The organism is Gammaproteobacteria bacterium (genome assembly GCA_029880545.1).
GTDB lineage: Bacteria > Pseudomonadota > Gammaproteobacteria > Acidiferrobacterales > SZUA-150 > JAOUOD01.
Map to the genome: position 1 here is coordinate 219,152 of JAOUOD010000005.1, position 26,724 is coordinate 245,875.

24 protein-coding genes are annotated in these 26,724 nt (G+C 54.0%); 14 read left to right on the forward strand and 10 right to left on the reverse strand.

Annotated features, from left to right (window positions below; genetic code table 11):
* Positions 1–5: 5 nt before the first annotated feature.
* Complete coding sequence (locus tag OEZ10_07800; protein MDH5632884.1) at positions 6–203, forward strand: hypothetical protein; 198 nt, start codon at positions 6–8, stop codon at positions 201–203.
* Between the two features lie 135 nt (positions 204–338).
* Positions 339–1,400: an AI-2E family transporter gene (locus OEZ10_07805; GenBank protein ID MDH5632885.1), complete on the forward strand. Its 1,062-nt coding sequence runs from the start codon at positions 339–341 to the stop codon at positions 1,398–1,400.
* On the opposite strand, the gene OEZ10_07810 is transcribed toward OEZ10_07805, so the two are convergent.
* Positions 1,395–2,297 carry an alpha/beta hydrolase gene (locus OEZ10_07810; GenBank protein MDH5632886.1) on the reverse strand — a complete coding sequence of 301 codons (903 nt, stop codon included), beginning with the start codon at positions 2,295–2,297 and terminating at the stop codon, positions 1,395–1,397. The genes OEZ10_07805 and OEZ10_07810 overlap by 6 nt on opposite strands.
* A gap of 31 nt (positions 2,298–2,328) precedes the next feature.
* Complete coding sequence (locus tag OEZ10_07815) at positions 2,329–3,378, reverse strand: lecithin retinol acyltransferase family protein (protein ID MDH5632887.1); 1,050 nt, start codon at positions 3,376–3,378, stop codon at positions 2,329–2,331.
* Positions 3,379–3,463: 85 nt separating this feature from the next.
* Between OEZ10_07815 and OEZ10_07820 the strand changes: the two genes are divergently transcribed.
* The 5 genes from OEZ10_07820 (at position 3,464) to OEZ10_07840 (ending at position 9,019) form a co-directional block, all read left to right on the forward strand.
* Positions 3,464–4,261: an outer membrane lipoprotein-sorting protein gene (locus OEZ10_07820; protein MDH5632888.1), complete on the forward strand. Its 798-nt coding sequence runs from the start codon at positions 3,464–3,466 to the stop codon at positions 4,259–4,261.
* A gap of 26 nt (positions 4,262–4,287) precedes the next feature.
* Positions 4,288–5,526, forward strand: a complete 1,239-nt coding sequence (locus OEZ10_07825; GenBank protein ID MDH5632889.1) for a hypothetical protein — start codon at positions 4,288–4,290, stop codon at positions 5,524–5,526.
* A gap of 164 nt (positions 5,527–5,690) precedes the next feature.
* Positions 5,691–7,655 (forward strand): ATP-binding protein, encoded by a 1,965-nt coding sequence (locus tag OEZ10_07830; GenBank protein ID MDH5632890.1) that lies wholly within the window; start codon positions 5,691–5,693, stop codon positions 7,653–7,655.
* 73 nt (positions 7,656–7,728) lie between these two features.
* Positions 7,729–8,490, forward strand: a complete 762-nt coding sequence (locus OEZ10_07835) for a lysophospholipase (protein MDH5632891.1) — start codon at positions 7,729–7,731, stop codon at positions 8,488–8,490.
* Between the two features lie 7 nt (positions 8,491–8,497).
* On the forward strand, positions 8,498–9,019 hold the full coding sequence (locus OEZ10_07840; protein MDH5632892.1) for a YaeQ family protein: 522 nt from the start codon (positions 8,498–8,500) through the stop codon (positions 9,017–9,019).
* 5 nt (positions 9,020–9,024) lie between these two features.
* On the opposite strand, the gene OEZ10_07845 is transcribed toward OEZ10_07840, so the two are convergent.
* Complete coding sequence (locus OEZ10_07845; GenBank protein MDH5632893.1) at positions 9,025–9,666, reverse strand: AAA family ATPase; 642 nt, start codon at positions 9,664–9,666, stop codon at positions 9,025–9,027.
* Between the two features lie 96 nt (positions 9,667–9,762).
* Between OEZ10_07845 and hrpB the strand changes: the two genes are divergently transcribed.
* Positions 9,763–12,246: an ATP-dependent helicase HrpB gene (gene hrpB, locus OEZ10_07850; protein ID MDH5632894.1), complete on the forward strand. Its 2,484-nt coding sequence runs from the start codon at positions 9,763–9,765 to the stop codon at positions 12,244–12,246.
* A 102-nt stretch (positions 12,247–12,348) separates the two neighbouring features.
* Here hrpB and OEZ10_07855 read toward each other — a convergent pair whose 3' ends face one another.
* Entirely contained in the window at positions 12,349–12,837 is a 489-nt protein-coding gene (locus OEZ10_07855; GenBank protein MDH5632895.1) for a response regulator, read from the reverse strand.
* A gap of 215 nt (positions 12,838–13,052) precedes the next feature.
* Here OEZ10_07855 and OEZ10_07860 point away from each other — a divergent pair, with 215 nt between their 5' ends.
* On the forward strand, positions 13,053–13,835 hold the full coding sequence (locus OEZ10_07860; GenBank protein MDH5632896.1) for a ceramidase: 783 nt from the start codon (positions 13,053–13,055) through the stop codon (positions 13,833–13,835).
* Here OEZ10_07860 and OEZ10_07865 read toward each other — a convergent pair.
* On the reverse strand, positions 13,799–14,632 hold the full coding sequence (locus OEZ10_07865) for a CsgG/HfaB family protein (protein ID MDH5632897.1): 834 nt from the start codon (positions 14,630–14,632) through the stop codon (positions 13,799–13,801). The genes OEZ10_07860 and OEZ10_07865 overlap by 37 nt on opposite strands.
* Positions 14,633–14,647: 15 nt before the next feature.
* A complete protein-coding gene (locus OEZ10_07870; GenBank protein ID MDH5632898.1) occupies positions 14,648–15,331 on the reverse strand; it encodes a CsgG/HfaB family protein in 684 nt (227 codons plus the stop codon).
* A gap of 319 nt (positions 15,332–15,650) precedes the next feature.
* On the opposite strand from OEZ10_07870, the gene OEZ10_07875 reads away from it, so the two are divergent.
* The 5 genes from OEZ10_07875 (at position 15,651) to OEZ10_07895 (ending at position 21,087) form a co-directional block, all read left to right on the forward strand.
* The gene (locus OEZ10_07875) at positions 15,651–16,481 is read left to right on the forward strand and encodes a DUF6502 family protein (protein ID MDH5632899.1); all 831 of its coding nucleotides are present in this window, start codon (positions 15,651–15,653) and stop codon (positions 16,479–16,481) included.
* Entirely contained in the window at positions 16,482–17,879 is a 1,398-nt protein-coding gene (locus tag OEZ10_07880) for a DUF5666 domain-containing protein (GenBank protein MDH5632900.1), read from the forward strand.
* Between the two features lie 186 nt (positions 17,880–18,065).
* Positions 18,066–19,424, forward strand: a complete 1,359-nt coding sequence (yegQ, locus tag OEZ10_07885; protein MDH5632901.1) for a tRNA 5-hydroxyuridine modification protein YegQ — start codon at positions 18,066–18,068, stop codon at positions 19,422–19,424.
* Positions 19,425–19,792: 368 nt separating this feature from the next.
* Entirely contained in the window at positions 19,793–20,302 is a 510-nt protein-coding gene (locus tag OEZ10_07890; GenBank protein MDH5632902.1) for a hypothetical protein, read from the forward strand.
* A gap of 170 nt (positions 20,303–20,472) precedes the next feature.
* Entirely contained in the window at positions 20,473–21,087 is a 615-nt protein-coding gene (locus OEZ10_07895; protein MDH5632903.1) for a hypothetical protein, read from the forward strand.
* Between the two features lie 159 nt (positions 21,088–21,246).
* On the opposite strand, the gene OEZ10_07900 is transcribed toward OEZ10_07895, so the two are convergent.
* The 4 genes from OEZ10_07900 to OEZ10_07915 all read right to left on the reverse strand — a co-directional run bounded on the left by OEZ10_07900 (position 21,247) and on the right by OEZ10_07915 (position 26,386).
* Positions 21,247–21,639: a hypothetical protein gene (locus OEZ10_07900; protein ID MDH5632904.1), complete on the reverse strand. Its 393-nt coding sequence runs from the start codon at positions 21,637–21,639 to the stop codon at positions 21,247–21,249.
* 346 nt (positions 21,640–21,985) lie between these two features.
* Positions 21,986–23,119 carry a lysozyme inhibitor LprI family protein gene (locus tag OEZ10_07905; GenBank protein MDH5632905.1) on the reverse strand — a complete coding sequence of 378 codons (1,134 nt, stop codon included), beginning with the start codon at positions 23,117–23,119 and terminating at the stop codon, positions 21,986–21,988.
* Between the two features lie 208 nt (positions 23,120–23,327).
* Entirely contained in the window at positions 23,328–25,172 is a 1,845-nt protein-coding gene (locus tag OEZ10_07910; GenBank protein MDH5632906.1) for a DEAD/DEAH box helicase, read from the reverse strand.
* Between the two features lie 209 nt (positions 25,173–25,381).
* On the reverse strand, positions 25,382–26,386 hold the full coding sequence (locus tag OEZ10_07915; protein MDH5632907.1) for a hypothetical protein: 1,005 nt from the start codon (positions 26,384–26,386) through the stop codon (positions 25,382–25,384).
* Positions 26,387–26,724 lie beyond the last annotated feature (338 nt).

A 26,724-nucleotide genomic window follows, 5' to 3' on the forward strand; every position in this document is an offset into this window, starting at 1 on the left:
CTGTCGTGGAACTGCTATCGTTAACTCCCGGGGTGTTGGCGGTATCCATTACAACACCGGTATGCCCGGGCAGTACCATGAGCATGTTGATTGCCGAATATATCTCGCGAATCGGCGATATTCGGCAGCCTGCCTCGACGGGTGGAGCGGACAACTTTGACGGCGTATTGCGGTCTGGTATCGTCGTGGTGTTGCTTGCATGAACGGAACAGGATCTTGTGTAATGCAGGAACGGCAGGACTCGGTGGAGCAGAATCATGTTTTACCGTGATAATCCGTCATCCGCTTTGTCCCGTTCCATAAACGGATAATATTGCTCGAGGAACCGGTATCATATGTTGCAGATAATTCGAAAATGGTTCGATCGGAATTTTTCTGATCCGCAGGCCGTTTACCTGGCATTTTTGTTGTTGCTCGGTTTCTCGGTCGTCATTTTTGCCGGCGCCATGTTGTTACCGGTTTTCGCCGGTATTGTTATTGCCTACCTGCTCGACAGTATTGTGTTATTCCTCGAGCGTCGCGGACCGAGACGGTTGCGTGCTGTTGCGCTGGTGTTCCTGGTGTTCCTGGCATCGTTGATATTCATACTCTTTGGCCTGATGCCGTTGTTGGCCGGGCAGGTGGTCGATCTCTTCCGTGAATTGCCCGTGATGATCAATCGTGGCCAGGAAATTCTGCTGCAGATTCCGCAGCATCACCCGTATATTACCGAAGAACAGATTCGCAGCCTGATAGGCACCTTTGGCCAGGAAGTAAGAAAGATGGGACACGGCCTGGTTACCACCGGCTTGTCCTCCATATCCGATGTGATTACCCTGGTTGTCTACCTGGTCTTGATGCCATTACTGGTATTTTTCTTTCTCAAGGACAAGTGGGCCATACTCCTGTGGTTTGATCGGTACCTGCCGAAGGACAGGGATTTGATGGCGCGCGTCTGGAAGGAAATGGATACCCAGTTGGGTAATTATGTGCGTGGCAAGATATGGGAGATACTGATCGTGGGCACCGTCTGCGTCATCGTATTCCTCGTTCTCGGACTGCAGTACGCGGTGTTGCTTGGCCTGCTTGTCGGCCTGTCGGTACTGGTTCCGTACATTGGCGCCGTAGCAGTGACATTCCCCGTAGTGCTGGTGGCATTGTTCCAGTGGGGGTGGAGTGCAGAGTTTGCCTGGTTGGTAGCGGCATATCTGTTTATCCAGGCGCTCGATGGAACCGTGCTCGTCCCGCTGATGTTTTCGGAAGTGAACAATCTTCATCCGGTTGCCATTATTGTAGCAGTACTGTTCTTTGGCGGGCTTTGGGGTTTCTGGGGTGTGTTTTTTGCCATTCCGCTGGCAACCCTTGTGCAGGCGCTGCTCAGTGCCTGGCCGCGCGAACAGGGCGCAGCAATTCCATCATGAACCATTTCGTCGATGGCTGCTGATAAAGGTATTGCTGCACCATTGTTCAATCAGCAGGCGTGTCTGTTCCGGCTTCTCGGTTAATGGCCAATGATAGGCATCGACATGCGCAATTTCGCCGCGAGCGAGGCCTGAAACAATCTCTGCTGTTATCCCGGTCCTGGTATAGGTTGGCGTGGTCGATAAGATGGCCAGCAACGGTATCCGGAGTCTCCCGGTATTGGCAACAGGCTTGATGGACAGGTACAGCTCCTGAAAGTAATTGATTGCCGGAAAGTGTTTGAGGTCCGGCCAAGGTGACCCATAAAATTTTGCCATTTCTTCACCCTTGCCGACCGCAAGCAGCTTCTTGCGGGTGGATTCATCGAGCAGGCGCAGATCGCGATTCCGGACATGGCGGCGGTGGATGCCCAGCCGGTTGAGGGCGGCACCCAGCCATATCAACGGACGTGTTATCCAGCGTGAACGGTAGAACCACTTGTATCGCGGATAAAGTGCGTCGTAAAAAACCGGGTCAATCAGGACAAGGCCGGCCACCCGTGACGGGTAGCGCATACCCATATCCATGGCGACCTGGGCGCCAAGGCTGTGGCCAATGATGACCGCATCCTGGTAGCGTTCGCGATCGAGAATTTCGCAAATATCCCGGCTCCAGGTACTCAGATCCAGCAGGCCACGCCACGTGGATTCGCCATGACCGCGAAGATCGAGCCTGAGAATATCCCAATCCTGGCCGAGGGTGGTGTGTTCAATAAATTCGGACCACCGCGACATGTTGCTGGCAGCGCCGTGTATCAGGATAACCAGTCGTCGATGGCTGCCCGGGCGAGTCAGCCGGTATGTTACCGACGTACCGTCGCTCAGCATCAGAACCTGTTTTAGTTCCTTGGTGGTCATAAGGCGTCAGGGTATCCGGCTTGCCAGTGGCTCAGCTATTGTTGGTCGGCGGTGCAAGTCTTGCGGCCGGTTCGAACCAGCCTACCAGAAGTTGGCGCATGCGTGAACGACGGGTAATGCGTAACGCTTCAGCATCAACCGGAATACCGGCAATGGCTGCGTTAATAAACCGTGCCAGTGACTTGGCATGAACAAAGCTGCTTGTCAGTACGTGGTGCCGGTTATCAACAGTATCAACCACTAACTTGCCGGCATGGCTTCGGATTGTCGCAACTTTATGGAGATGGATGTGGAGCTTGTTTGACAGGCAGATGATTGATCGCTCGGTTACAAACCAGTCCCGTTCGCCGGGCCTGCCCAGCCAGCTGTTGTTGCAGACGAACAGGATTTCCTGGTCCGGCAGGTGTTCCGGAATTTTCGGCAGTCGAAACCAGTAGTTCTGGTTGCTGTGAAAGAATGCGCTGCCAAGAGGGTAGGGTGATGCGCGTTCAGACAGGGCCAGGTACAGGGTGCTGGCGTAGGCAGCAAATTCATCGTAGCTGGTACTGAGTTCCCGGTCTTCAAGCCAGTATTTTACCGCGCCAGCCAGCAAACCGACCCCGGCGCTGGCAAGAATTGCCTGCCATTGACGGGTTTGCAGCGAACCGCCGGCGCCCAGTAATGCGCCATCGCGCATACGCGCCCACAAAGCCTTTTTGTCGGAAGTGGCCTGGACCGTTTTGCACCAGCTGGCAAGGTGCTCACAATTATTGCCCCAGAGGTTGTAGCCATTCTCTCCAAGCCGACTGCAGGCGCGGGCAACGACCTTGAGTGGTGGATAGCTGAAATCCGGGTCATAGCTGATCAGCCTGGGCGGCTCGTCGCTGTCCGCAACAAAATCCTTTAACTCGGTTTCGTGAATGGTGTTGACGGTGGAATCGACTCCCAGTACTTGTTGCCAGCCTATGCCATCAGCAACGCCTTTACCGGGTGGCGGCGCATAGTGAACAACCTTGTCGTTACCAATGCAGATGCCGTGATGATTGTAAAACCGGCGCCGAATCCTGATGTGGTCACCGGGACGGAAATTTTCTGATTCCATGTTTATTATTGATTGTTTCACTGGAACTGATTCTAGAATTGTCCACCCGGTTTAACAATGTGCAGGGAAGCGTTAGACTGGGTAAATGAATATTCGTGTTTCCGGCCGCAGGCGTGTACAGCCATGGTTGCTGGTATTAACCGGCTTCAGCTGCTTTTTTGCATCCGCGGCATTCGGGAACAATGATGCTGATGAGCAGCGCGCCAGGGATATATTGCGCCAAATCGATGACATGTGGCGCCAGGATTCATCCCATGCCCGGCTGGCCATGGAAGTGAAAACCCGGCATTACACCAGGACCCTCAGGCTGGAGGCCTGGTCCCGGGGAGCGGACAAGAGTCTTATCAGGATTCTGTTTCCTGCCAGGGAGAAAGGCACGGCATCCCTCAAGTCCGGTGAGCACCTGTATACCTACCTGCCCAAGACTGATCGAACCATTCGTCTCAGTGCGGGAATGATGAGTGGTTCATGGATGGGCAGCCATTTCACAAACGATGACCTGGTCCAGGACTCTCGTCGCGAACGAGATTATCGTATTCGCATTTCGTTTGAAGGTAAGCGAAACGGCCTGCGCCTGATGGAGTTCACGCTTGTTCCCCGGGAGACGGCGGCAGTGGTATGGGGCAAGGTGGTCACAACAGTCAGCTTGCCGGACTATCTGCCTGTCAGTGAAGTCTTCTATGACGAGGCCATGAAGGTAGCGCGTACCCTGGAGTTCAGTGACATCAGGTTGCTCGGTGGACGAAAAATGCCGTCAGTACTCAAGGTAGTGCCGGCGGACAAACCTGATGAATATACGGTTCTCACCTACGAACATATCGAATTCAATATTGGCATCAAAAACGAATTTTTTTCCCTGAACCGCCTGCGCATGTCGAGGTAGGACGTTAATTCCAAGACGGAAGTGTCATGAAAACCCCGGTAGATGGCAGCCCGCAGTTATCCCGTTCAGTGTCAGAACGGCACAGGTTGGCATGCCTGCAAGGCGCGCTGGTGTTGGTGCTGGTATCGGCCCCGGCCCCGGTCTTTGCTGAAGACGATGGACCCTTTGGCGGCCTGGTGCGAAGCCAGGCCTATGTCTTTGAGTTTGATGATAACAACGTGCCAACCGGTCGCCGACATGGCAACGGGGCTGCCGTGTCATTGCGCGGCATGTACGATGACTTGTTTGCGAACCTCAGAATTACCGTGGCCGCACAATACGGCGTCTTGTCCGGCGACAACATAATGCAGGCAGTCGAAGCGGAGCGAAGCAGTCGATTGTCCTGGCGCTACAGCGGTGAAACCGATTCGGCGCTGGATGTTGATCGCCTGGCGATCCAGTTTGCAACAAGCAACTGGGAGGCAATGTTTGGCAGAATGCCGGTGAACCTGAGCCGAACCTTCTATTTTACCCCTAACGATTTTTTCGCGCCGTTTGCCGCGCAGGCATTTTTCCGGGAATACAAGCCCGGCGTAGATGCTTTGCGATTGGCCTGGGAGCCCCAGCCGTTGTGGCGCTTGTCGGTTATATCGATTGAGGGTTATGCCCGGGATATGTCCACTGATACCGGCTGGTCGGTTGAGCCGGATGCCGAGCGACGCTCCTGGGTCGGCGTGGCTTCAGCTCCTGTTGCCGGAACGGAGCTGGGAGTGTTGGGCGGCCACGTTCGTGATCGCAAGGTTATAGGCGGCAGCGTGCAAACCAGCCTGTTCAGCCTGCTCGATATCCGGGCGGAAGGTCATCGCGCCGAGCTGGACCAGGCGCCCCACGGAAGTTATGCCCGTTGGGCGGCCGGCCTTGGGTATCGGCCATCCGCGGAGCTGGATCTGCGTTACGAATATTATTATCAGGGCGATGGCGCGCACGAGGTGAAACGCTACAGGATGAACCCGTTGGATAGCATGTACCTGGCTCGACGCTATGCATCGGCCGGACTGGTTTGGCAGGCTTCGCCATTGACCACGTTGAATAGTGTCTGGTTGCGTAACGGTATCGACCATTCATCGATGATTATATTCGGCCTGGTGCATTCGCTAGCCGATGACAGCGATATTGATTTGACGTTTTCGGTGCCAAGAGGGAAACCTGTAAAAAACTACAGGATTGAAAGTGAGTATGGCGCTTATCCCGTTTCCGTGGTGCTGGAATGGCGCGCTCATTTCTGAAGTATTCCCGCACAATGTCAAAGCTTGTTAAAACTGCATCTCCGGTTTCCACGGCGCAGGCATTTCCGTCTATTGTATAGATAATAATTCACGCTTGTTTTCGGCAGGATATGGATACATCCAGCACTCACCCAAAAGCCCGACCTAAACTATTGCAGGAGCGCTTGAGACGCAGGTTTCATCAGCCCGGTTTTACGCTGCTGCTCATCCTGTTTGTCAGCTTCGGCCTGATCGCCAGTGGCGGCGCTATTATATTGGTTGGCTATGAGGGCCAGAATCTGTTGTTGCTCAGGCAGGCGCAAAACAGTCTCGAGGTAAATGTCCGGGCCACAGGTGACCGGTTCAGGGCGGCCGTCAACGCGCTTGGCGCTGATGCGCGATTTCTGTCAATTATTGAGCCGGTAAATGGTTATGCGCGATCGTTGAACGGCGACCGGGTGGATCCAAAATTTGGCTTTACCACGTCCCGCTGGCTGCAACTGGTTGGCGGCGCATTTGTGGAGATGGCGACTGCGCGACCGGATTATCTTGAGATCAGGCTGCTGACGGCTGATGCATCGGGGCGGGAACTGGTCAGGGTCAGCCGGGGAGACGGAACCCTCGAGGTGGTTGCCGGGCCGGAATTGAAGCGCAAGACGGATAATCCCTATTTCCAGAAGGCGAGGTTGCTTGGACAGGGGGGTATCTATTTTTCTGAAATTAACCTCAGCCGGGATGACGGCAAAATACAGGTCCCGAGGATAGCGGTGATCAGGGTGGTCGCGCCAGTCTTCGACAGCCGTGGCAAGCGCATCGCGCTGGTTGTTATCAACCAGGATTTTTCGGCAATTCTCAGGAGCCTGATCAATCTCGAAGACGAAGGGTTTAGCAGTCGCTATTTCGTTCTTAATGATCGCGGTGATTATCTTTATCATCCGGACTATACGAAGCAGTTCGCTTTCGAATTTGGAGATCATCGCAATGCTGTGAGAGATTTTCCCGGCCTTGTACCAATTATTGAGCATGCCAGGACTCATGACAGCATGACCGGCGGGCTCGATCATCATGATGATCATACACACTCACACCAGTCCGATGGATCGGTCAGGCGCATGTTCACGCATTTTGATCTTGTCGAGGTCGGCAGCCCGGGATTTTTCCAGAAATTCTTCATCGGCATATCAGCTGATTACGATGACATTATCGCCGGCACCCATGACATTGTTGTTAATACCATACTTGTTGCCGCTCTGATCCTTTTGTCCTCGGTCCTGGCGACAGTGGTTTTCTCTCAGATTATTACCCGCCCAATCCGCAATATTACTGAATGGGTTAATTCGGATGGCAGGGGTGATACGGCTGGCAAGTTACCGCTGGATGACCGCACCGAAGTGGGTGTTCTGGCTCGATCATTCCTTGGATTGGTGAATACCTTGCGCAGCAGCGAACAACGACTGGTCAGGAAAAACCAGGAGCTGGTTGCCCGCAACCGGGAGCTGGACCAGTTTGCCTATATCGCTTCTCATGACCTGAAATCACCTTTGCGCGCCATTACCAGTCTTTCCGAATGGCTTGAAGAGGATATTGGCGATACGTTGAGCGAAGAATCACGGGAACAGCTACGCCTTTTGAGGAGTCGGGCAAGGCGAATGGATGATTTGATTAACGGCATCCTGTTGTACTCACGAGTGGGGCGGGAAGCGATCGCCAGCGAGGATGTGAATTTTGAAGACCTGCTGGATGAAATCTGGAGTGATTCCGTCCAACAGGGCTGCACGCTGGTGAAGCATGTAAATGTGAAAACGATTCATGCAGAGGCAGTGCTCTTGCGACAGGTGCTTGCCAATCTTGTTGGTAACGCTGTCAAGCATGGAGACAGCGACCGCATAATTGTACAGGTATCGGCAAAAATCGAGAACAATGCCTGTGTTTTTGATGTTACCGATGATGGGCCGGGCATACCAAAAGAGTACCACGACAAAGTGTTTCGAATCTTTCAGACCCTGCAGGCCCGCGATACCCGCGAAAGCGCCGGTATTGGCCTGACTATCGTCAAGAAAATCATTGATGAGCATGGCGGGTCTATCAGCCTTGAATCTCCCGTTGAAAACAATCACGGCACCCGGTTCCGGGTTGTCTGGCCACTGTAGCTTCCGTAAAAGCACGCCAGTTTCTGCAGTTAATGATATTATCCGGCTGCCTGAGTCAGTGCGGAGATTGGTTGTGCGTCGTGAGAAGTTTCATGTAACCGGCAGTACCGGGGCCGGGTTGGCGGTACAGCTGGATTTGCCCGATAACAGCGAGCCTGGTCACTATATTATCTATTCCCATTGCTTTACCTGCAGCAAGAATCTCAAATCCATTAATAACATTGCTCGTGCCGTAGTGGAGAGTGGCTGGGGATTTGTCCGCTTTGATTTTACCGGTGTCGGCGAGAGTGACGGTGTGTTCGCTGATACCAATTTTGCATCGGATGTTGCCGATATTCATGCAGTGATTTCCGCAATGCGAGAGCAAGGAATGTCGGTGGAAGTACTGGTCGGTCATTCGCTGGGTGGTGCGGCGTCCATCCAGGCGGCATCCGAGGATGAATCAATCAAGGCGGTCGCTACCATTGGTGCACCGTTTCATGGTGGCGACGTGGCACGGCGATTCCTGCACCTGCGTGAACAGGTGCGCAGTACCGGCAAGGCGGAAATCGAGATTGGTGGTCAGCGATTCGAGATCGGCGAACGGTTCCTGGCAGATGCCGAACTGCCGGATCTCACTGCAAGCCTGAAGAAGCTGAAAGCACCCATCCTGGTCATGCATGCGTCTTCGGATGCAACGGTTGAGATGGAGAATGCCACGCGCATTTTCATGGCTGCACATCACCCGAAAAGTTTTGTTTCGTTGGCCGATGCCGATCATCTGCTCAATAACCCGGTTGATGCACGCTATGTCGGCAACCTGGTTGTCACCTGGGCCGGTCGTTACGTCGACTGATAAGGTTATGTCAGATCAATCCATTATTTATCGATATTCACTCCACCTGGTTGACCAGGGTTGCAGTGTGGATGAAGCAGTTGACCTGGTTGTCGCCAAACATCCTTCCGAGACTGAAGAACATTGTCTTATGCGGCTGCTTGCCTGGGGACTGTTCTGGCAGCCGGGTATCAGAATGGCCGGCTCGGTATGCCAGGGAGACGAGCCGGATCTTCAGGTTGAACAGCATGGCATTATTGTCGGGATCAATAACCAGAAACGTATTCGCAAAGCTGCGGTCAGGCATCCACGGCTGACTTGTCTCGAATGGCGGCCGCGGTTTATTCGCAGTGCATCCGAGCTGTGCCAGCGCATTAATCGCGATGGCGCGACAGCAACAATCATTGGTGTCGAAGGTGAATTGAACGGCCTGCTTGCATCAGTGCAGCGTCGCAACAACTGGATGCTGGAATTGACGGATCACGATTTTGTTGTCGATACAGGCAAGAACAAGTTTGAATTCAGCACCCAGACCTTGTGCCGGTTATAAATGAATCAGGCGGCCCGGCTACGCTTGCTGCGCAGGTAACGAATCAGTGGTTGCCATTGCTCGACATCCTGCCACACGGCCGATGGCGCCATCTCGAAGATGCCAACGCCACGTTCGGCGGCGCGCACATAGTTCTGGGTATCTCGCAGGGTAGCGACAAGGGGAATGCCCAGCTTTTTCAGAAACTCATGCAGTTTCTGGTAGATAAGTGTATTTTCCCGTACCCGGTTGGCAATGATGGCAAGCTTGCTGTCACCACGACTGACCTGGCCATTCTTCAGCAACTCCTGGATGAAATCAGCGGCGGCGCGCATATCCATTGGCGACGGCAGGACCGGTACCAGTACGGTTTCGGCCTTGCGTACGAGGGCAGTAATATCCTTGCCGTGTACGGCGGCGGGCGCATCCAGGATCAGCACCTCGGTATCACGGGGCGCGCGAACGCTGCCCTGGCTGCCATCGAGGCCGGTAATAACCGGCCACTGCTCGGAGCGGGCCTTCAGCCAGGCCAATGATGACGATTGCGGATCAAAATCCGCCAATGCCACCTGTTTGCCTTCTTCCCAGGCAAAATAGCTGGCAAGATTCGTAGCCAGCGTCGATTTGCCGCAACCACCTTTTGCATTGAGTACCAGAATACTGCGCATGTTGAGCAAGTGCCTTAAACGTACCGAAATTGTGTTTATACACCTTATCAGGGAATTAAACCCCGTGCCAAGGGTTCGCCCCGTGATTTCCGGATCATGACCATTCTTAGCCCGTTTCCGGTGCAGGAAGTGTTGCCACAACTGGCCAAAACCCTGGCCGATAGTCGCCAGTGCCTGTTGGTGGCGCCGCCGGGTGCCGGCAAGACCACCCAGGTACCGCTGGCGCTGTATTCGAGCGACTGGCTCGCCGGTCGGAACATATTAATGCTCGAGCCGCGACGCCTGGCGGCCCGGTCAGCGGCCGCTTTTATGGCCCGGCAACTGGGTGAACCGGTAGGCCAGACCGTCGGTTACACGGTTCGACTGGATCGCAAGGTCAGCAGGCAAACGCGGATCGAGGTGGTTACCGAGGGTATTCTGACCCGAAGACTGCAAAATGATCCGGAGCTTGGCGATGTTGGCCTGATCATTTTTGACGAGTTTCATGAGCGTAATATTCACAGTGATCTTGGTCTTGCGCTGGTTCGCGATATCCAGCAGGGCTTGCGCGACGATCTGCGCGTACTGGTCATGTCAGCAACGCTGGATGTCAGGCGCCTGCGTGAATTTTTCGGTGATGTCCCGGAAGTTGTCAGTGAAGGCCGAATGCACGATGTTGAACATCATTACCTGGATCGTGATCCGGCAGTCGATTCCCTGGACACGGTATTGGCAAAAACAGTAGATAACGTGTTAGTCAATACCGAGGGGGATGTTTTGGTATTCCTGCCCGGGGTTGCCGAGATAGAGCGCGTACGTACACGGCTCGATCAGCAACTGGCCCAGCAACCGGTCAGTGTTCTGCCGTTGCATGGCGCCTTGAGCCTGGCTGACCAGGATCGGGTCATGCAACCGTTGCCGGGTCAACGCAAGCTGATACTGGCAACCAATATCGCCGAGACCAGCCTGACCATTGACGGAGTGCGCGTAGTGATTGATTCCGGGCTCGCACGCGAAAACCGCTTTCGTGCGGCAAGCGGCATGAGCCGGCTGGAGACGGTGCGCATCAGTGCCGATTCCGCAACCCAACGATGTGGTCGTGCCGGTCGCCAGGCGCCGGGTCAATGTTATCGATTGTGGTCGAGGAATACGCAGGCCGGACTTGTGCCCGAGCGTATCCCGGAGATATTGCGTACCGACCTGGCAGCGTTGGTGCTGGAGTTGGCATGTTGGGGTGTGACGGATATTACGGCGCTGCAATGGGTGGATGTGCCAACTGACGCACATGTACAGCAAGCGCGATCGTTGTTGAATCAACTGGCGCTGGTTGATGCCGAAGGCAGGGTAACGGCAATCGGCAAGTCGGTGGCATTGCTGGGTTTATCGCCACGCCTGGGTTGCATGTTGCTCAAGGCGCGTGAACGTGGCCAGGGTTGGGTCGGCTGCCTGTTGGCCGCCTTGCTGGAAGAGCGGGATATCATGCAAGGTGAATTCAACGGCAGCATGGAAAAGCGCCTTGAACTGTTGTTGACCGGTGCAGTCGGCAAGCGTGGCAAGCGAATTATTGACGTGGCAAATCGTTATGCGCGTAGCCTGGATGTGAAGCCGGCTGATGTCGATCCGCATGTATCGGGCCTGTTACTGGCTGAAGCATTTCCGGATCGTATTGCCATGGCGCGTGATGACCGGTTGCAGCGTTACCAGCTGGTCAACGGTCGTGGCGCATCAATGCACAGTAATGAAGCCAGCCAGGGCGGGCGTTTTATTGTCATCACCGATATCGATGATCGCCAGGGAGACAGCCGTATATTCCGCTATGCGCAGTTGAGCGGTAGTGATATGGAATACCTGGAGTCTGCACTGGCGGTTACCGAAACCCAGTGCGACTGGGACGACAAACAGCAACGCATCGTGGCGCGGAAACTGACGCACATCGGTGCCGTGGAATTAGCGTCAACACGGCTTGATGCGGTATCGGATGAACAGGCAGCATCGATGTTTTTTGTGCTGATTCGTAAAACCGGTATTGACATGCTGCCGTGGAGTGAGGCGGCGCGAAGCCTGCAGGCGCGTATACGCATGGCATCTACGCTGGAACCGGGCTGGCCGGATGTTAATGACCCCGCCTTGCTCGAGAATCTTGAAACCTGGCTGTTTCCGTTTATCGGGGGTGTGCGCAGTCGTGGCGACCTGGGCAAGCTTGATATGGCGAAGATGATTAAATCCATGCTCGACTGGCAACAACAACAATGGCTGGACCAGGCATTGCCCGAGCGCTATGAGCTGCCCGGTGGCAGGCACGCACGTGTGGACTATGTCAGCGGAACAGTGCCGCTCATGCGTAGTCGATTACAGGATTTCTTCGGCCTGAATACACAACCGCGACTGGCCAATGGCAGGGTGGATGTCATTATTGAGTTGTTGTCTCCGGCCAACCGGCCGGTGCAGCGGACCCAGGACTTGGCGGGATTCTGGTCAGGCAGTTATGCCGAGGTGCGCAAGGAAATGAAGGGGCGTTATCCCAAGCATCAGTGGCCGGAACAGCCTGGTCAATCAATAGCGGATCAATCGAGGTCTGATCAAGCGGGCGGGAAGAAGTAGCTGAGCTGCTGACATACCGGTTGTTGAGCCTGATGCACGACAACTCAGGCGTTGTCTTGAATTACACGACAACTCAGGCGTTGTCTTGAATTACACGACAACTCAGGCGTTGTCTTCGGGAATCACAACATCAGTGGCGACCACGTCTTCAATGGCGTCACCGTACATGGAATCCAGCTCGGCCAGGCTGGCATCGTGGTCATTAAGATGTTTCTGCACCGTATCGCGCAACTGGTCGGGATCGAAAGGTTTCAGAATAAAGGCGTTGGCACCGCAGGCGTAGGCGCGTTCGCGAACAATATCTTCCTCGGCGCTGGTGACAACAATAATCGGCACATTGCCGATGTCTTCCTGGGCGCGTAGCTGGCAAATGAGTCCATAGCCATCGAGATTGGGCATGTTGATATCGCTGATGACAAGATCCGGCTTCTGGTGCTGGGCGCTGGCCAGGCCTTTTTCACCGTCTTCGGCTTCCAGCAGGGTGTAATCGCTTTCGAGCGCACGCTTGACGCTCACCCGTATTACGCGTGAATCATCAACAACCAGGACGCTCGGTTTTCCACCGGCTTGTGAAGTCTGAACAGCAGACACCAGGTTCCCCCTAAATACAGCATTCTACTTACGGTAATCTATATAATAAGTGTAGTCTAATCAACGCTATTGCGCGATATTGTGAATGCAAAATACCATGAATGTTCATGAGGTTACAGCTTGCTGTTTATGTAGCAGGTCAGCAACCGGCGCGGAATCCGGGGTTTGGGTATAGTATTAATGGTGAAAACGGGACTTTGCGCACAGGACTTTGCATGATCTACACAGAACGACGCTGTATTCAGGCTATTCTGGTCATTTCGTTTGCGTCGCTGATATTCATGTTGGCGCTGCCCGCGATTCCGCAGGATCCTTCGTACCACCATTTTGCTGATCAAGTTAAGCGCCTTGGCATACATAGCTTCAGCAACGTGACGTCCAACATCTTCTTTCTTTTTGTCGGGGTGGCAGGTCTATACCATCTCGCCCGGCAACCGCTGGCCACCGTGCAGCAGCAAATGTATGGCATGTTTTTTATTGGTGTCATGGCTACAGCATTCGGCTCCGCCTGGTATCACCTTGCGCCAGGAAACAAGACGCTCGTCTGGGACAGGTTGCCGATGAGCATCGCCTTCATGAGCCTGTTCAGCATCGTGTTGTATGAACGCCTGTCATCGCTGTGGGCGTCTCGCTTGTTCCCGATGCTTCTGGTGCTGGGAATTGCTTCTGTTGGTTACTGGCACTACACCGAATCCATAGGTCACGGGGATCTGCGTGCTTATGGCCTGGTTCAGTTTCTGCCGGCACTGTTGATGCCTGTCATCTTGTTGTGCCGGGGTGATCGAGGTCGTGACCGGTATCTCTGGCTGGTGATAGCTTATTATGCGCTGGCCAAGCTTGCCGAATTCCTGGATGACGCCATGTTTCAGCTATTGGCTCAAACCGTCAGTGGCCACTCGGTAAAACACGTACTGTCGGCCATCGCCGCGTGGATGGTGCTCAAGCATTGTCGTCGGCACTGCTATGGCTCCCCGGCGGTGTCCGATGTTGAAGGGTAACGGCGATAATCTTCAGGCGTGCGCCTGATAATTACAGCCACGGCAACGTTCACCATTTCAGACAAGGCTTTTTCAACCGGCGTATTGGAGAATACGCGAATCAGCCCCGGCGTGTGCAGGAATCCGTAACCGGTATGTTTGCCAATAAAGCCTTCCAGGCGTGTTTCGTTTTTCCATGATGTGCCTTCGACGGCAGTGGTAGCCAGGATGCGGCCACTGGCCGTATCAATCACGCGAATGTCCATGGCGACATAACTCTTGCTTGCACCAATTCGAAAGATGGCAATATCGTTGGCGTTTTTGCCAAGCGGTATCGGGATCGGGAAGCCACCACCTTCCTTCGCCGCCTTGAACGCAGTCAGTGACCCGGTGACCAGCAATTCGGCGCCTTCAATCTCACCGACTGGTATCAAGGTTTTGTTGCCGGGCTGTGACGTGGCAAAGTCCTGCTCAACCAGGACATCCTTGATGGCATCGCGCTCCAGTACAATGTAACGATTGCTGTTGAACAGTGCCGTCGTCAGCATGTCACGAATGCTGCCCAGTACTGCGGGCTTGTCGATACCGGAAGGATCGTCCTTTAGAAATTCCTGCAAAGAGTTGGTCCCGGCGTTGCCGCTCTTGTCGATGATGGGACCTACGGCAATGCGTGCTTTCGGGCCGTCGTAACGTTCTGCCTGGGCTTCACTGATGCCGGCGCCTCCACCGCTGGTCACAACGGGAGTGGTCGCGCATCCGGCTGTTGCCGACAATAACACTGCCAGCAGCAATCGTCGGGCATCAAAGCAGCGCCACATCCTTATCACCGGAATTTAAAGTTTCGTGTTGATAATGTGATCAACCGCAGCCTGGATGGTATTGCGGATCGCGCGCTCCATCGGCGTGCCCTTGTACATGCCCAGCCCGATCGGTAACTCGGAGCGTGTAACAAAGCCAATGCGCTTGTCGACACTGCTGCCTTCAACTGTAGTCGCGTTGACCACGCGACCGGTAGCACTATCGATAATGCGAATGTTAATGGCGATGCACGCGCGACTGGCGCTGAAGACAATGGCTGAGCCACCGGAACAGCGCGGTTCAAACTGGATCACGGAACCGCGTACCAGCAATTCCGCGCCTTCGAGCTGACCCTTGGGTGCAGCGGTGGAGGGTTTGACGCGACCGCTGGCGCCAAGGTCCTGCTCATCCAGTACGTCCTTGATGTTTTCCCGCTCAAGTACGATGAACCGACCACTGTTAAACAGGGCATCGGTGAGCATGTCGGACATGCCTTGACCGACACGGTGTCCGCCTCGACCAGCCTTGAAGCTAAATGCCTTGACGGCGAGGGAGCGTTTTGGTCCGGCATAGGGTTCCTGCTGTGCTTGCTGGATGCCCGGGCCCTGGCTGTCGGATACGACCCGGGCGTTGGCGCCGCAGGCGCTGAGCAGGCCAAGAGTGATAATAACAACCACCTTGCGTGAGAAGCGGCGATGAATAGCGAAGACGGGACTCATGGTGAACTCCTGTAGCGGCTGGCGATGTGATGATGGGAGTTACAACGCACGTTACTCTCCAAAGGCGCTAATCACAAACGGTGGCGCCCAGGCAATGCCGGGTCCCTGGACACCCAGGCGGGTTTGTTGGCGCGGTCATCCAGCCAGTTGCCCGGCAGGTTGAGTGAGCCCGTAGCCCACGGTAAGCAAATACGTTTCGCCCGGGCAGTAACATCGATAATCGATAAGTCATTGATAATATGAATAGAAATCGCAGCAGTTGGCACATCCCGACAAACGGGCTTGACATGGGACCATAATTGGGAAAATAATCCCAAATATGGACACACGTACTAATATTCATTCGCATCTCAGCAGCGCTGTGATACAGCTGTTGAAACCCCTGGTGAAGCTGCTGCTGCGCTACGGTGTACCGTTTGGCGCGTTTTCCGATTTGGCGAAGCAGGTATACGTGGATGTTGCCATGAACCAGTTTGATGTGCCGGGCAGAAAAACCACGGTATCGCGCACCTCGGTATTAACGGGTTTGTCACGCAAGGAAGTGTCGCGCGTGTTGGGCCTGGACCCGGTGGTGGCCAACAGTGGTGCCAGCCAGTACAACCGGGCGGCACGGGTCATTGCGGCCTGGGTCCGTGACCAGCGCTTCTGTACGGCTAATGGCGCGCCGGCAGAACTGCCGGTAGAGGGCGCGGTTAACAGTTTTTCCGAGTTGGTGCGTCTTTACAGTGGTGACGTGCCGGCGCGGGCAATTCTCGATGAGTTGGTGCGTGTCGGCACGGTGGAGCTGACGGACTCGAGTCACGTAATTCTCAAGGTGCGATCCTATATTCCGGAAACCGGCGAGCCGGAAAAAGTGCAGATACTGGGGCAGGATGTGGCCGGCCTGATCAGTACCATTGAGCACAACCTGAACCCGGCAGTTGCACCGTATTTTCAACGCAAGGTGTTTTACGACAACTTGCCTGATGACGCCGCGGAAGAGCTGCAACAGTTAACCCGCGAGCACGGACAAATGTTTATCGAGCGCATGGATAAATGGATGGCGCAACATGATCGTGATGTAAACCCGTCCATCAATGGAACCGGAAGGCGTCGTATTGGTATCGGCGTTTATTATTTTGAAGAGCAGAATTCAACGGAGGATCTGTAAATGAACTATTCCAAGGTCAGCGTCATGTTAGCTGTCGTTACACTGTTGGTTACAGGATGCAGTGGCGGCACCGGTGGAACCGGCGGCAACCCGCTGCCTCCCATCGGCAACGGTGATTTGTCTGTTGGCGCAGTCACCAAGCTGGGCAGTGTGTTTGTCAATGGCGTCGAGTTCGATACCACCGGCGCAACAATTACCCGTGACGGCATCACGGTGGCAGAAAGCCAGGTATTGGGTATGCCGGTGGAGGTGCGCGGTGATATCAATGGTGATATGGGTACCGCCGACACGGTGGTGGCCAAAACTGCAGTCAAGGGTACGGTAAATTCCATTATCAGCACCACGTCCCTGGTGGTCATGGGCCAAACAGTCAGGCTGGAAGATGGTGCCTATATCGAGACCCTGGCCAACGGTTCAAGCGGTACGCTCGCGGATTTAAGTGTCGGATCGCTCGTGGAAGTGGCGGGCATGCCCAAGCCGGGCGGCGTTATTGTCGCGACGCGCCTGGAAGAAAAAACATCACTGGTGGAATACAAGGTCAAGGGCTATATCGAAGGCACAATAAGCGCGACAACATTTACTATTGGCGCCCTGACTATTGATTACAGCAGTGCTGACATGACCGACTTGCCCGGTGGGCCGGTGCTCAACCTGCTGGTGGAAGTGAAAGCTTCTGCTGCTCCGGCACCGGTCATGATGGCGACCAAGGTGGAACCGGAAGGCCCGAGTATTTCCGATGCCCAGGAAGCCGAAGTCGAAGGTTATGTAAAAGGCCTGACTGGCAGCAGCCCGGACTATGTGTTCTTTATCAATGGACAGGAGGTGCACACGGATAGTGCGACTATCTTTGAAGGTGCCACCGCCACGTATTTTGCCGAGAACGTCAAGGTTGAAGCCGAAGGCACGCTGGTGGCCGATGTGTTAAACGCCTACAAGGTCAAGCTCAAGGACAGTGTACGCATGGAAGGTGACATCGAAAACCTGTCCGGCAACAGCTTTAACCTGGTGGGCATGCCGGGCGTGACGATTACCGTGAACGCCGCCACTGAAATCAATTCCAGCACCGACGTGTTCTCGGATTTCGCCAACGGCTCCCATGTGCGCCTGCGCGGGTTCCCGAGCTCCGGCACCAGCGTTCTCGTGACCCGCATTGATGAGCGCAATACCGGTGATCCGGATGCCTACCTGCGCGGCCCGGTGGATTCCGTAGCCGGAACCGTGGTGACGGTGCTGGGTATTGCCATCGACGTGAACGGCTTCAGCTTCAAGGATCATGACGACGTCAGCATGAACCAGGCGGCGTTCCTGGCCGCGCTGTCCACCGGCGTACCGGTGAAAATTCAGGGCCTGATTTCCGGTAGCAGCATCACCTGGGACAGCGCCGAGCTGGAGGACTAGCCGGGTCGTCACAATAAATTGATTTGATCTCCCTCGGATCAAAATTGACAGGCTTGCCGCGATGTACCGGCAAGCCATTTTTTTGCCCGCTGCATTGGGCACGGCATTTGTAGTGGCATCCGGGGCAGGGGAAATGCCCCGGTCTTTGCTATAATCGCCGGCTTACCGGCATTCTTGGAGTGGTTTGTGACCGAGCTTCTGGCCCCAGCGGGCACCCTGAAAAACATGCGTTATGCGCTGGCCTACGGCGCCGATGCCGTCTACGCGGGCCAGCCACGCTACAGCCTGCGCGTGCGCAACAACGACTTCAATATGGAGAACTTCGCCACCGGTATCCGCGAGGCGCACGATCTCGGCAAGCAGTTCTTTGTCGCCAGTAACGTCATGCCGCATAACCGGAAAATCCAGACCTATATGAATGATATGGCGCCCATTATCGACATGGGCCCGGATGCGCTGATTATGGCCGACCCCGGCCTGATCATGATGGTGCGTGAACGCTGGCCGGACATGCCGGTGCACCTGTCAGTGCAGGCCAACACCGTGAATTACGCCGCCGTGAAATTCTGGCAGTCCGTGGGTATCAAGCGCGTCATTCTGTCACGCGAACTGTCTATTGAAGAAATCGGGGAAATCAAGCAGCAGTGCCCGGATATGGAAATCGAAGTATTCGTTCACGGCGCATTGTGCATTGCCTATTCCGGTCGCTGCCTGTTGTCCGGCTACTTCAATCATCGTGATCCGAACCAGGGTACCTGTACCAACGCCTGTCGCTGGGATTACAAGGTATCCAAGGGTGAAGAAACCGACACCGGTGATATACAAAAGGCCTGCTGTAATACCGATCAAAACACACCGGAAAGCACCCTGGGCACACGCAACGATGCTGCCAATGGTTTGTATGTTATTGAGGAATCCACCCGCGAAGGCGAAGTCATGCCCATCATGGAAGACGAGCACGGCACCTACATCATGAACTCAAAAGACCTGCGCGCCATTCGTCATATCCAGAAGCTGGTGGAAATCGGCGTCGACTCCTTCAAGATCGAAGGTCGCACCAAGTCTTATTATTATGCGGCCCGCGTCAGCCAGATCTACCGCCAGGCCATTGACGATGCCGTGGCCGGTCGCGCGTTCAACCCGGAGCTGTTCTTTGCCCTTGATGGCCTGGCCAATCGCGGCTACACCGAAGGTTTCTACGAACGCCATCCCACCCAGGAATACCAGAACTACATGCAGAACAACTCGCAGAGTTCCGCGCAACAGTTTGTCGGCGACATTATTGATTATGATGCCGACAGCAAGCGCGCCACTATCGAAGTGAAGAACCGCTTCGAAGTGGGTGACACCGTACAGTTGCTGACACCTCGCGGCAATGAAGACGTTGTTGTGACGGAAATGTGGGACAAGTTCAACACTCCCCGCGATGCCGCCCCCGGCAGCGGACATATTGTCAAAATACCGCTTGAAAAGAACCCCGGCCCCATGGCCATGATTGCCCGCTACCTGGGTCATCAACAGGATGGTATTGCGAGACAGGCTTAGCTATTGGCCCGGCGGATCCTGTATTGAAGATGGTGCCGGGATGTACCATACAAGTTAGTATTTTTCCTGAATGCAATGGGCCGGTACTCCCTTTTTGGTTCCTCAGAAAGGCTGGTCTTGCGCTGGTCGGCCGGGCAGGGCAGCCTTTACGGGGCCGGCCATTGACTGCCTGGGGCGTGCAGGTGGGAAAAGGCCCCGGCCTATTTTAGATCTATGGTTTTATTCTTCAATTTGGGTTGATTTTCAAAATACTATCGTCTACTAACTATATAAACCAATCAATATAGCTGGTGACTGATTTGAAAAGTTTTCTCGGGTTACTGCTGATCGTAACAGTTCTTATTCCCGGTCCGGCCTCAGCAGAAGGGATGTATCTATTTCTGAAGGCCGGTGTATTCCAGATAGGTGATGAGCACTATGTTCCTGATGATTCCTGGACCAATAGCGTACTGAATATTACTCCGCAATCCGATGAATCGAGCGCCTTCGGTATGGAGTGGACAGTAATGGATGAATGGTTGATCGGCTTTGAGCTGTATCATACCGTGCACGAGTGGCGGTCGCCCCAGGGCAATAGCGGTGAAATCGAGGCTAGCAGCATGTTGTTTTCGTGCAAGCAAATGTTTTTACCGAAGGCGATAATTAACCCGTATGTGGGCGCCGGGTTTGGCTGGTCGGTAATATCCATGGATACCGGGGATGCATGGGATGATCAGGACAGTTTCATGCTGCACTTCGGGGTCGGCGCTATAATGAAGTTTGGAAAGGTCTCCACGTTTCTGGAATTGAGGCATATGGACGCCATTTTCGCCATGAGTTTTGCCGACTACCGTTACTATGGCGACGGCGTATATGGCGGCATCAGGCTGGAATTGTAGTCCTTTAAAGCGCTGCCATTTTAGGTATCATGCCGTTCCCGGGGGTTTCTGCTTTACGAATCATCACGAATCAATAGTCAACAGGGCCAGAGTTGATTGAAATACGCGGAATCAAATGGCTCAGACCCTTTTGGTTTTTGCAACCGGCTTTCGTAGGAGTTTATGTATTCATGAGCCTGGATTTTTTTGAACCGATAACCTTAAGCAAAGTTATCAGTCAATCGGATCTTATTGTGGTAGCCCGCAAGGCAGATCCCTTTAAGACCTTGCACCGTATGATAGATCCCGGAAATGGCACGACCAGCCCGATTGATGATGTCGTAATTGATGACTGGACTGATGGCCAGGGATCATATTTTATTACGCCCAGGTTGCGTTATGTGGTTGAGGAAGTTCTGTATAACGATTCCAGGCGCAGCGGGCGCGAACGTGATGGCCGCCCGGTTGATTTGCCGCCGCCAAAGCCACGACCACGAGGCGATGAAATCGCGCCGTATGAACCGTTCGATATCAGGCCGTACATTGTCGGAAAAATGATTTACGTTTACCCGGCAGACCTGCTGCAGCATTTTGACCGATTCAAGGACAGCCAGGACGGTATCAGTAGCAGTCCCATTTATGAACAGTATACCCAGCAATCCAGACCCGGGGACGATGAACCCGGTATCCTGTTCTTGCGCCTTTTCCCGGGATGGGACTATCAGTTCTCCTTTGATGGTGCCGAAGAAGGATTGGCCTCTCGTGCCCGCGTTGAACACCAGATCCGGGCGATCAAGGGCGAATAACTATTCAGGAAAATCAATAGGGTCAGAGTCGATTGAAATATGCGGAATCAAACGAGTCTGACCCTTTTGGTTTTAACGAGTCTGACCCTTTTGGTTTTCTTTTGGTTTTCCTTAGGCAACCAGGATTCAATAAAGTCAGGCTTGATTAGTATGTATATATTACTTACTAACACTCGCCTGATTATTATTAGATTCCAAACGAAAACGTAGTGTTATTACTACGAGAAATGCAATATTGACTAATATTTCTACTGGCGTATATATTTCAGATAAACTAGCATTTTTTGAATAGAACATGTAGTTAGATAGCAATAATCCACATATTGCTGCTACTTCATAGAATATGTATACCTGCTTTTTTAGCAAAGCTTTAGGCGGCATCACGGCTACTATTATTGAGCACATTGAAGCAATAAATGATGATAATGTGCTCATTGTTGAGTTTGTTCCACTAAACCATATGGCACCAACAAAAGCACCGATTCCAATACTAATAAACAGATAAGCTCTTGCAATTATTATTGATGCATTAATTACGACAATCGCAGCCATTTTCTCTCTCCAGGTCTTCATATGTTTCTTTTCCCATCGTAAGGGTGGCAAACCCGTATATGAAATTACCATGAAGCATAAGATCATAATCACACTCCCTCTTACAAGATCGGCCGCCACATTTTTTTGCACATTTGTCATAGCACCTATCATGACGCCTGCAATAACCTTCACCCTAGTCAGGTATGCTATATTTCAAATGAGTAAATCAATAGGGTCAGAGTCGATTGAAATATGCGGACTCAAACGAGTCTCAACCCCCGCTCATTTCATAATCACCCGGACGAGAAAGCCGGGGTTGCCTTCTCTCGGTGTGCGTGACTCCGGATCGCGCTGGCTCATACTGTTAGAAAACTGCTTTCAATTCCGGCTTTCCGTATTCCTTTAGCCAGGTGCTGATGGCTTGTGGCGATTTCCCGGCATCTCTGTTTCGCGGATGAAACAGTATTGTTTCACCGTAGTGATTGAGTCCGACCCATGTTTCTTTGGTTTTTGTCATGACAATAATGATGCCGTTGCCTTGTGATGCGGGATCAAATCCCTTGCTGGGATCGGAGGCGTACATGCCTTCCATGACGATCAGGTTGTCATCTATAGTCACCGTGTGCATTTCATAACTGCCGGTATCGGCAAGACGCCGGTTGATCCTGCCGCCGAGCCACAGGCCCAGCCCCTGGTCCATCATCGAATCAGTTGTATTGTTACGGTTACCGCTGGCTGCGTGCACGGCCTGGTAAAATGCATGAGAGGGACCACCCTGGTGGCTGATGCCGTGATGCTTCTGCGCATGCAGCTGCATCAACCGCTTTCCATAGTGCTTCCTGAGACAAAACTCCAGGGCGTCCGCTTTCATGTTGCCGCATTGACTGTCGCGGTGCTTGAGCCAGTCCCGTTGATGGGTTCCAAGCTGCTTTTTGTCGCCGCCGGCAAGCGATTGTTTCAATGCCTTGTAAAGGCTGCCCAGTGTCCGGTCGGCGTCGGCCAGTGATTGCGTGTTGCAGATCATCAGTTCAATAGGGGTGCCGGCTTTGGCGCAATTGAATCCCGCCTTGTAAAACAGCTTTTCACTTTCTGGCACAAAGGTATGGATTTGTGCGCCTTCATTGTATTGTGACAGCGCACAGTTGGAGGTCTTTATGCGTTTTCGGCCTGAATCTTCAAGCAGCTCCAGCTTCAACTGGCACGATGATCCGCTTCTGTCTGTATACGGTACGGTGGCGGTATTTCCGCTGATGCTTCCGTTGGCGGTAAATGACAAGCCGTTAATGCCAATGCCTTCGTCATAGTCCATGCGAAAGGTTGAGCCTCGCGCATTGTCTATCGTGAAGGCCATGTATTGTTCCTTGTTGTTGATTTTCCACTCGCCTTGCCAGCTGGCTGATGCCTGTACGACCGCCATCATCATGAATTGCAAAATCAACGCCGTGACCAGGCGGGCAGAAACTGAATAATGTCTGCAGTGATTGTTCTTGTTGTTCATTGTTTTGCTGCTCCCCTGTGGTATATCTCCCGGGTGCGGCATTGCTGGTCCGCACCGGAACCGCGATCAAAATATATTTATAGCATAGTTACAGGCAGTAACGGGGTGTGTGGCCACGCGTTTGATCAGCGTGGCCACGATGCGATTGCGATTAGTTTGACGGGAGCCGAATCAGAATGACCGGCTGCGCATGACGTTTTTGGCTTTGTCAGGCTGCGCCCGGTTTCCCGCCCTTGCGGTGAGGCTTGTTTTTCTTGCCGGCCCGGTCTTTGGGCTTGCCCCCGGTCTTGTCAGTTCGCCCGGGTTTTGCTTTATCCCCGGGTTTTGTTTTGGCTGCCGGTGAACCTTTGCGGAAGTCTGTCTTCTTTTCGCTGATGCCGTGCTGCTTTGCGATGTTGAGGCGCTGGCCGGCAACACGCGTGTTTTTCAGGTGCAGGAAGGTTTCCTTGGGCATGCCCTTGGGCAGGTCAACAATGCTGTAATCATCAAAGATCTTGATGCGACCAATCTCGCTGCTGTCCAGCCCGGCTTCGTTGGCAATGGCGCCGACGATGTTGCCCGGTTGCACACCATGTGCATGGCCGACGGCGATGCGGTAGCTGTCCATATTGGCATCACTTGCACGAGGCTTCTTCTTGAAGTCGGCGCGATTATCGCGTGAACGCTCTTCATGTTGTGGGCGTTGCTCACGCGGCGAGCGTTGCTCACGCGGTTTGCGCGTTTCCTTTTCCAGTAACAGTGGCGTGCTGCCCTGCAGTAACCGGGCCAGCGCCGCGGCGATTTCTATGGCCGGGACGTTGTGCTCCTGTTCGTACTGTTCCACGAGCTGGTGGCAGAAACCCAGGCCGTCAGCGGCGGCAATGGTGTCAGTAATGCGTTGTTTGAAAGCGGCGATGCGCTTGTCGTTGATCACCTCGGTGGTGGGCAACTGCATTTCTTCAATCTTCTGGCGTGTTGCATGCTCGATGGCGGAAAGCATGCGTTTCTCGCGCGGTGCAATAAACAGGATGGCGTCACCCTTGCGACCGGCGCGACCGGTGCGGCCAATACGGTGTACGTAGGATTCGGTATCGTGCGGTACATCATAGTTGATGACGTGACTGATACGGGCCACATCAAGGCCACGGGCGGCCACGTCGGTGGCGACGATAATATCGATTTTGCCGGACTTGAGGGCGTCGACAGTTTTTTCCCGTTGCGCCTGGGCAATGTCCCCGTTGAGGGCGGCGGTGGCATGGCCGCGTGCCTGGAGTTTTTCCGCCAGTTCCTCGGTGATGATCTTGGTGCGTACGAAAATGATAATGCCGTCGAACTCCTCGGCCTCGAGTATGCGGGTGAGGGCATCGAGCTTGTGCAGGCCGCTGACATACCAGTAACGCTGGCGAATGGTCTCGGCGGTCGTGGTTTTGAGTTTGATGGTCACCACGGCCGGGTCGTTCAGGTGTTTATTGGCGATACGACGGATGGCGTCCGGCATGGTGGCAGAGAACAGGGCGATCTGGCGGCTGGGCGGGGACTGTTCCAGCACCCATTCAACATCGTCAATAAAGCCCATGCGCAGCATTTCATCGGCTTCGTCCAGCACCAGCGTGCGCAGGCCATCGAGCTTGAGCGTGCCGCGACGCATGTGATCCATAACCCGGCCCGGGGTGCCGACGACGATGTGCACGCCGCGGTTCAGTTGCTTGAGCTGGGTGCGGTAGTCCTGGCCGCCGTAGATCGGCAGCACGTGCAGCCCCGGCATGTGATGAGCATAGTGCTGGAACGCCTCGGCGACCTGGATTGCCAGTTCGCGGGTCGGCGCCAGTACCAGCACCTGCGGTTGGGCGCGTTGCAGGTCTATGCGCGACAGGATCGGCAGTGCAAAAGCGGCAGTTTTGCCGGTGCCGGTCTGGGCCTGGCCGAGTACGTCCCGTCCCGCCAGCAAGTGGGGGATAGTCTGCGCCTGGATTGGCGACGGTGTTTCGTAGCCGATTTCGTCAATAGTCTTGAGGACAGCGGCAGCAAGACCCAGATCGCTGAACGCGGGCGGTGTTGATGATTCTGCGGACATGGAGTAGTACCTGAAAAGTAGGCGGATGGCCCTGAAGGGCAGGAATGGGTAGATTCTAGCATGAAGCCTTAATCAAGTGAGTCCGAATTGTATCCAGCCGGCCAAGAGAGCCGCAAGCCAAAAAACGCCCGCCTGGTGTACCGTTGTCCTGGTTGGGCCGGAAACGTCCGGAAGCTGCTGTGCTAAACGGCAGGCGCGGATACTGGATGTTAATTCGTCGTGGCGCGGGAACGGTCATTGATTTTTTTCAATGCTCGCGGGTCCCATAACCAGGCAACAGAAATATAGTGTGCCATGTAACTGCTTCGGCCCGGCTGCGAACCAGGCAGTGGCACGCCCGGCTGCGAAAAGATCCAGTTGGCATCGTGCGTGGAGTGCAGTGCCTGGCGGTTTGGAAGTGAAACAGGATTTCCGTATGCCCGGGTAAATGCAACCATCGCCCTGTCATCATCAAAGAACTGATAGCCGGTCTTCCGACCCAGCCAGGCGGATTCCAGCAGTTTGTTGGAATCCCAGTATCCCAGTGATTCAAGCTGATGGCGATTCGCAAATTTCTTCCACGTGTCGCGTTCCGAGTTTCCGTAAACCCGGTTTTTCGCCACTACCAGTATCGCGACGATTTCCCCGGTTTCTTCGTCTATCGTTAATGCGGTAAACGGATTCGGCAGTTTTCCGTTACCATAAAGTTTCATCATGTTTGTTTCCGGAATGTCGACACAAGTATGGGGCAGTCGGCCAACACCATTGTCTGGAACCAGGACGTCCTTGTAATCAGGCATGTTCGACTGTTTCAAGTTGCTGTAGGTTTCACGGACCAGTTTCAGAATCTCGTTTCGAAGCGGCAGGCACTGCCGGTTTCCGGGATAGTAGTTACCCAGCGCGTATCCGTTTAGCTCGTTTTTACCCGCGGTTACCGCGTACATCAGCGGACTCAGTTCCCACAGGTTGTCTCGAACCGAAAGAGCCGGCGACATTCCTGATGCAAACAGCAACAGGAAAAGCGAAACCAGGAAAGACACCAGTGTTGTATCCCATTCAATATTACGCACTCGGAGAGAGCGAGCGACCTTGAACAAAATTACAGGCGAGCCAAAGACAATAAATAACAGGAAGATCAGCCAGTCTTCATCAATCAGTATCAGCAAGAATTCCAGCAACACCAGGAAAAACAAAGCTGTCTGCCTGATTAGCAGCGGGCGACTGATCGTTGTCATGTTGTTCTTCGATTCGAGTCAGGGTTGGTAAAGTTGCACGAGTTGTGCCCCGGTCTGATGCATGAATTTTGGCCGGCACAAATGCTTTGCCGTATTTGAATCCCGCGGACCTCGTGCCTGCCGCGCGGTTCCGTATGGTCCATGCAACCCCGGGAAACGTTAACTACATACATTTCCGTATCGTCTCACATGCCAATTCTGGATGGTAGCCGAGCGTGATATAAAGACGAGTGTCTGGTGGTGGCAGGATCGCTTCCCTGCTTGGTATGACTGTGGCGCATTTTCCGCAATTCGGCAAGGAACCCGGGACCGTGTGTACGCAAACTGTATTTACCGGC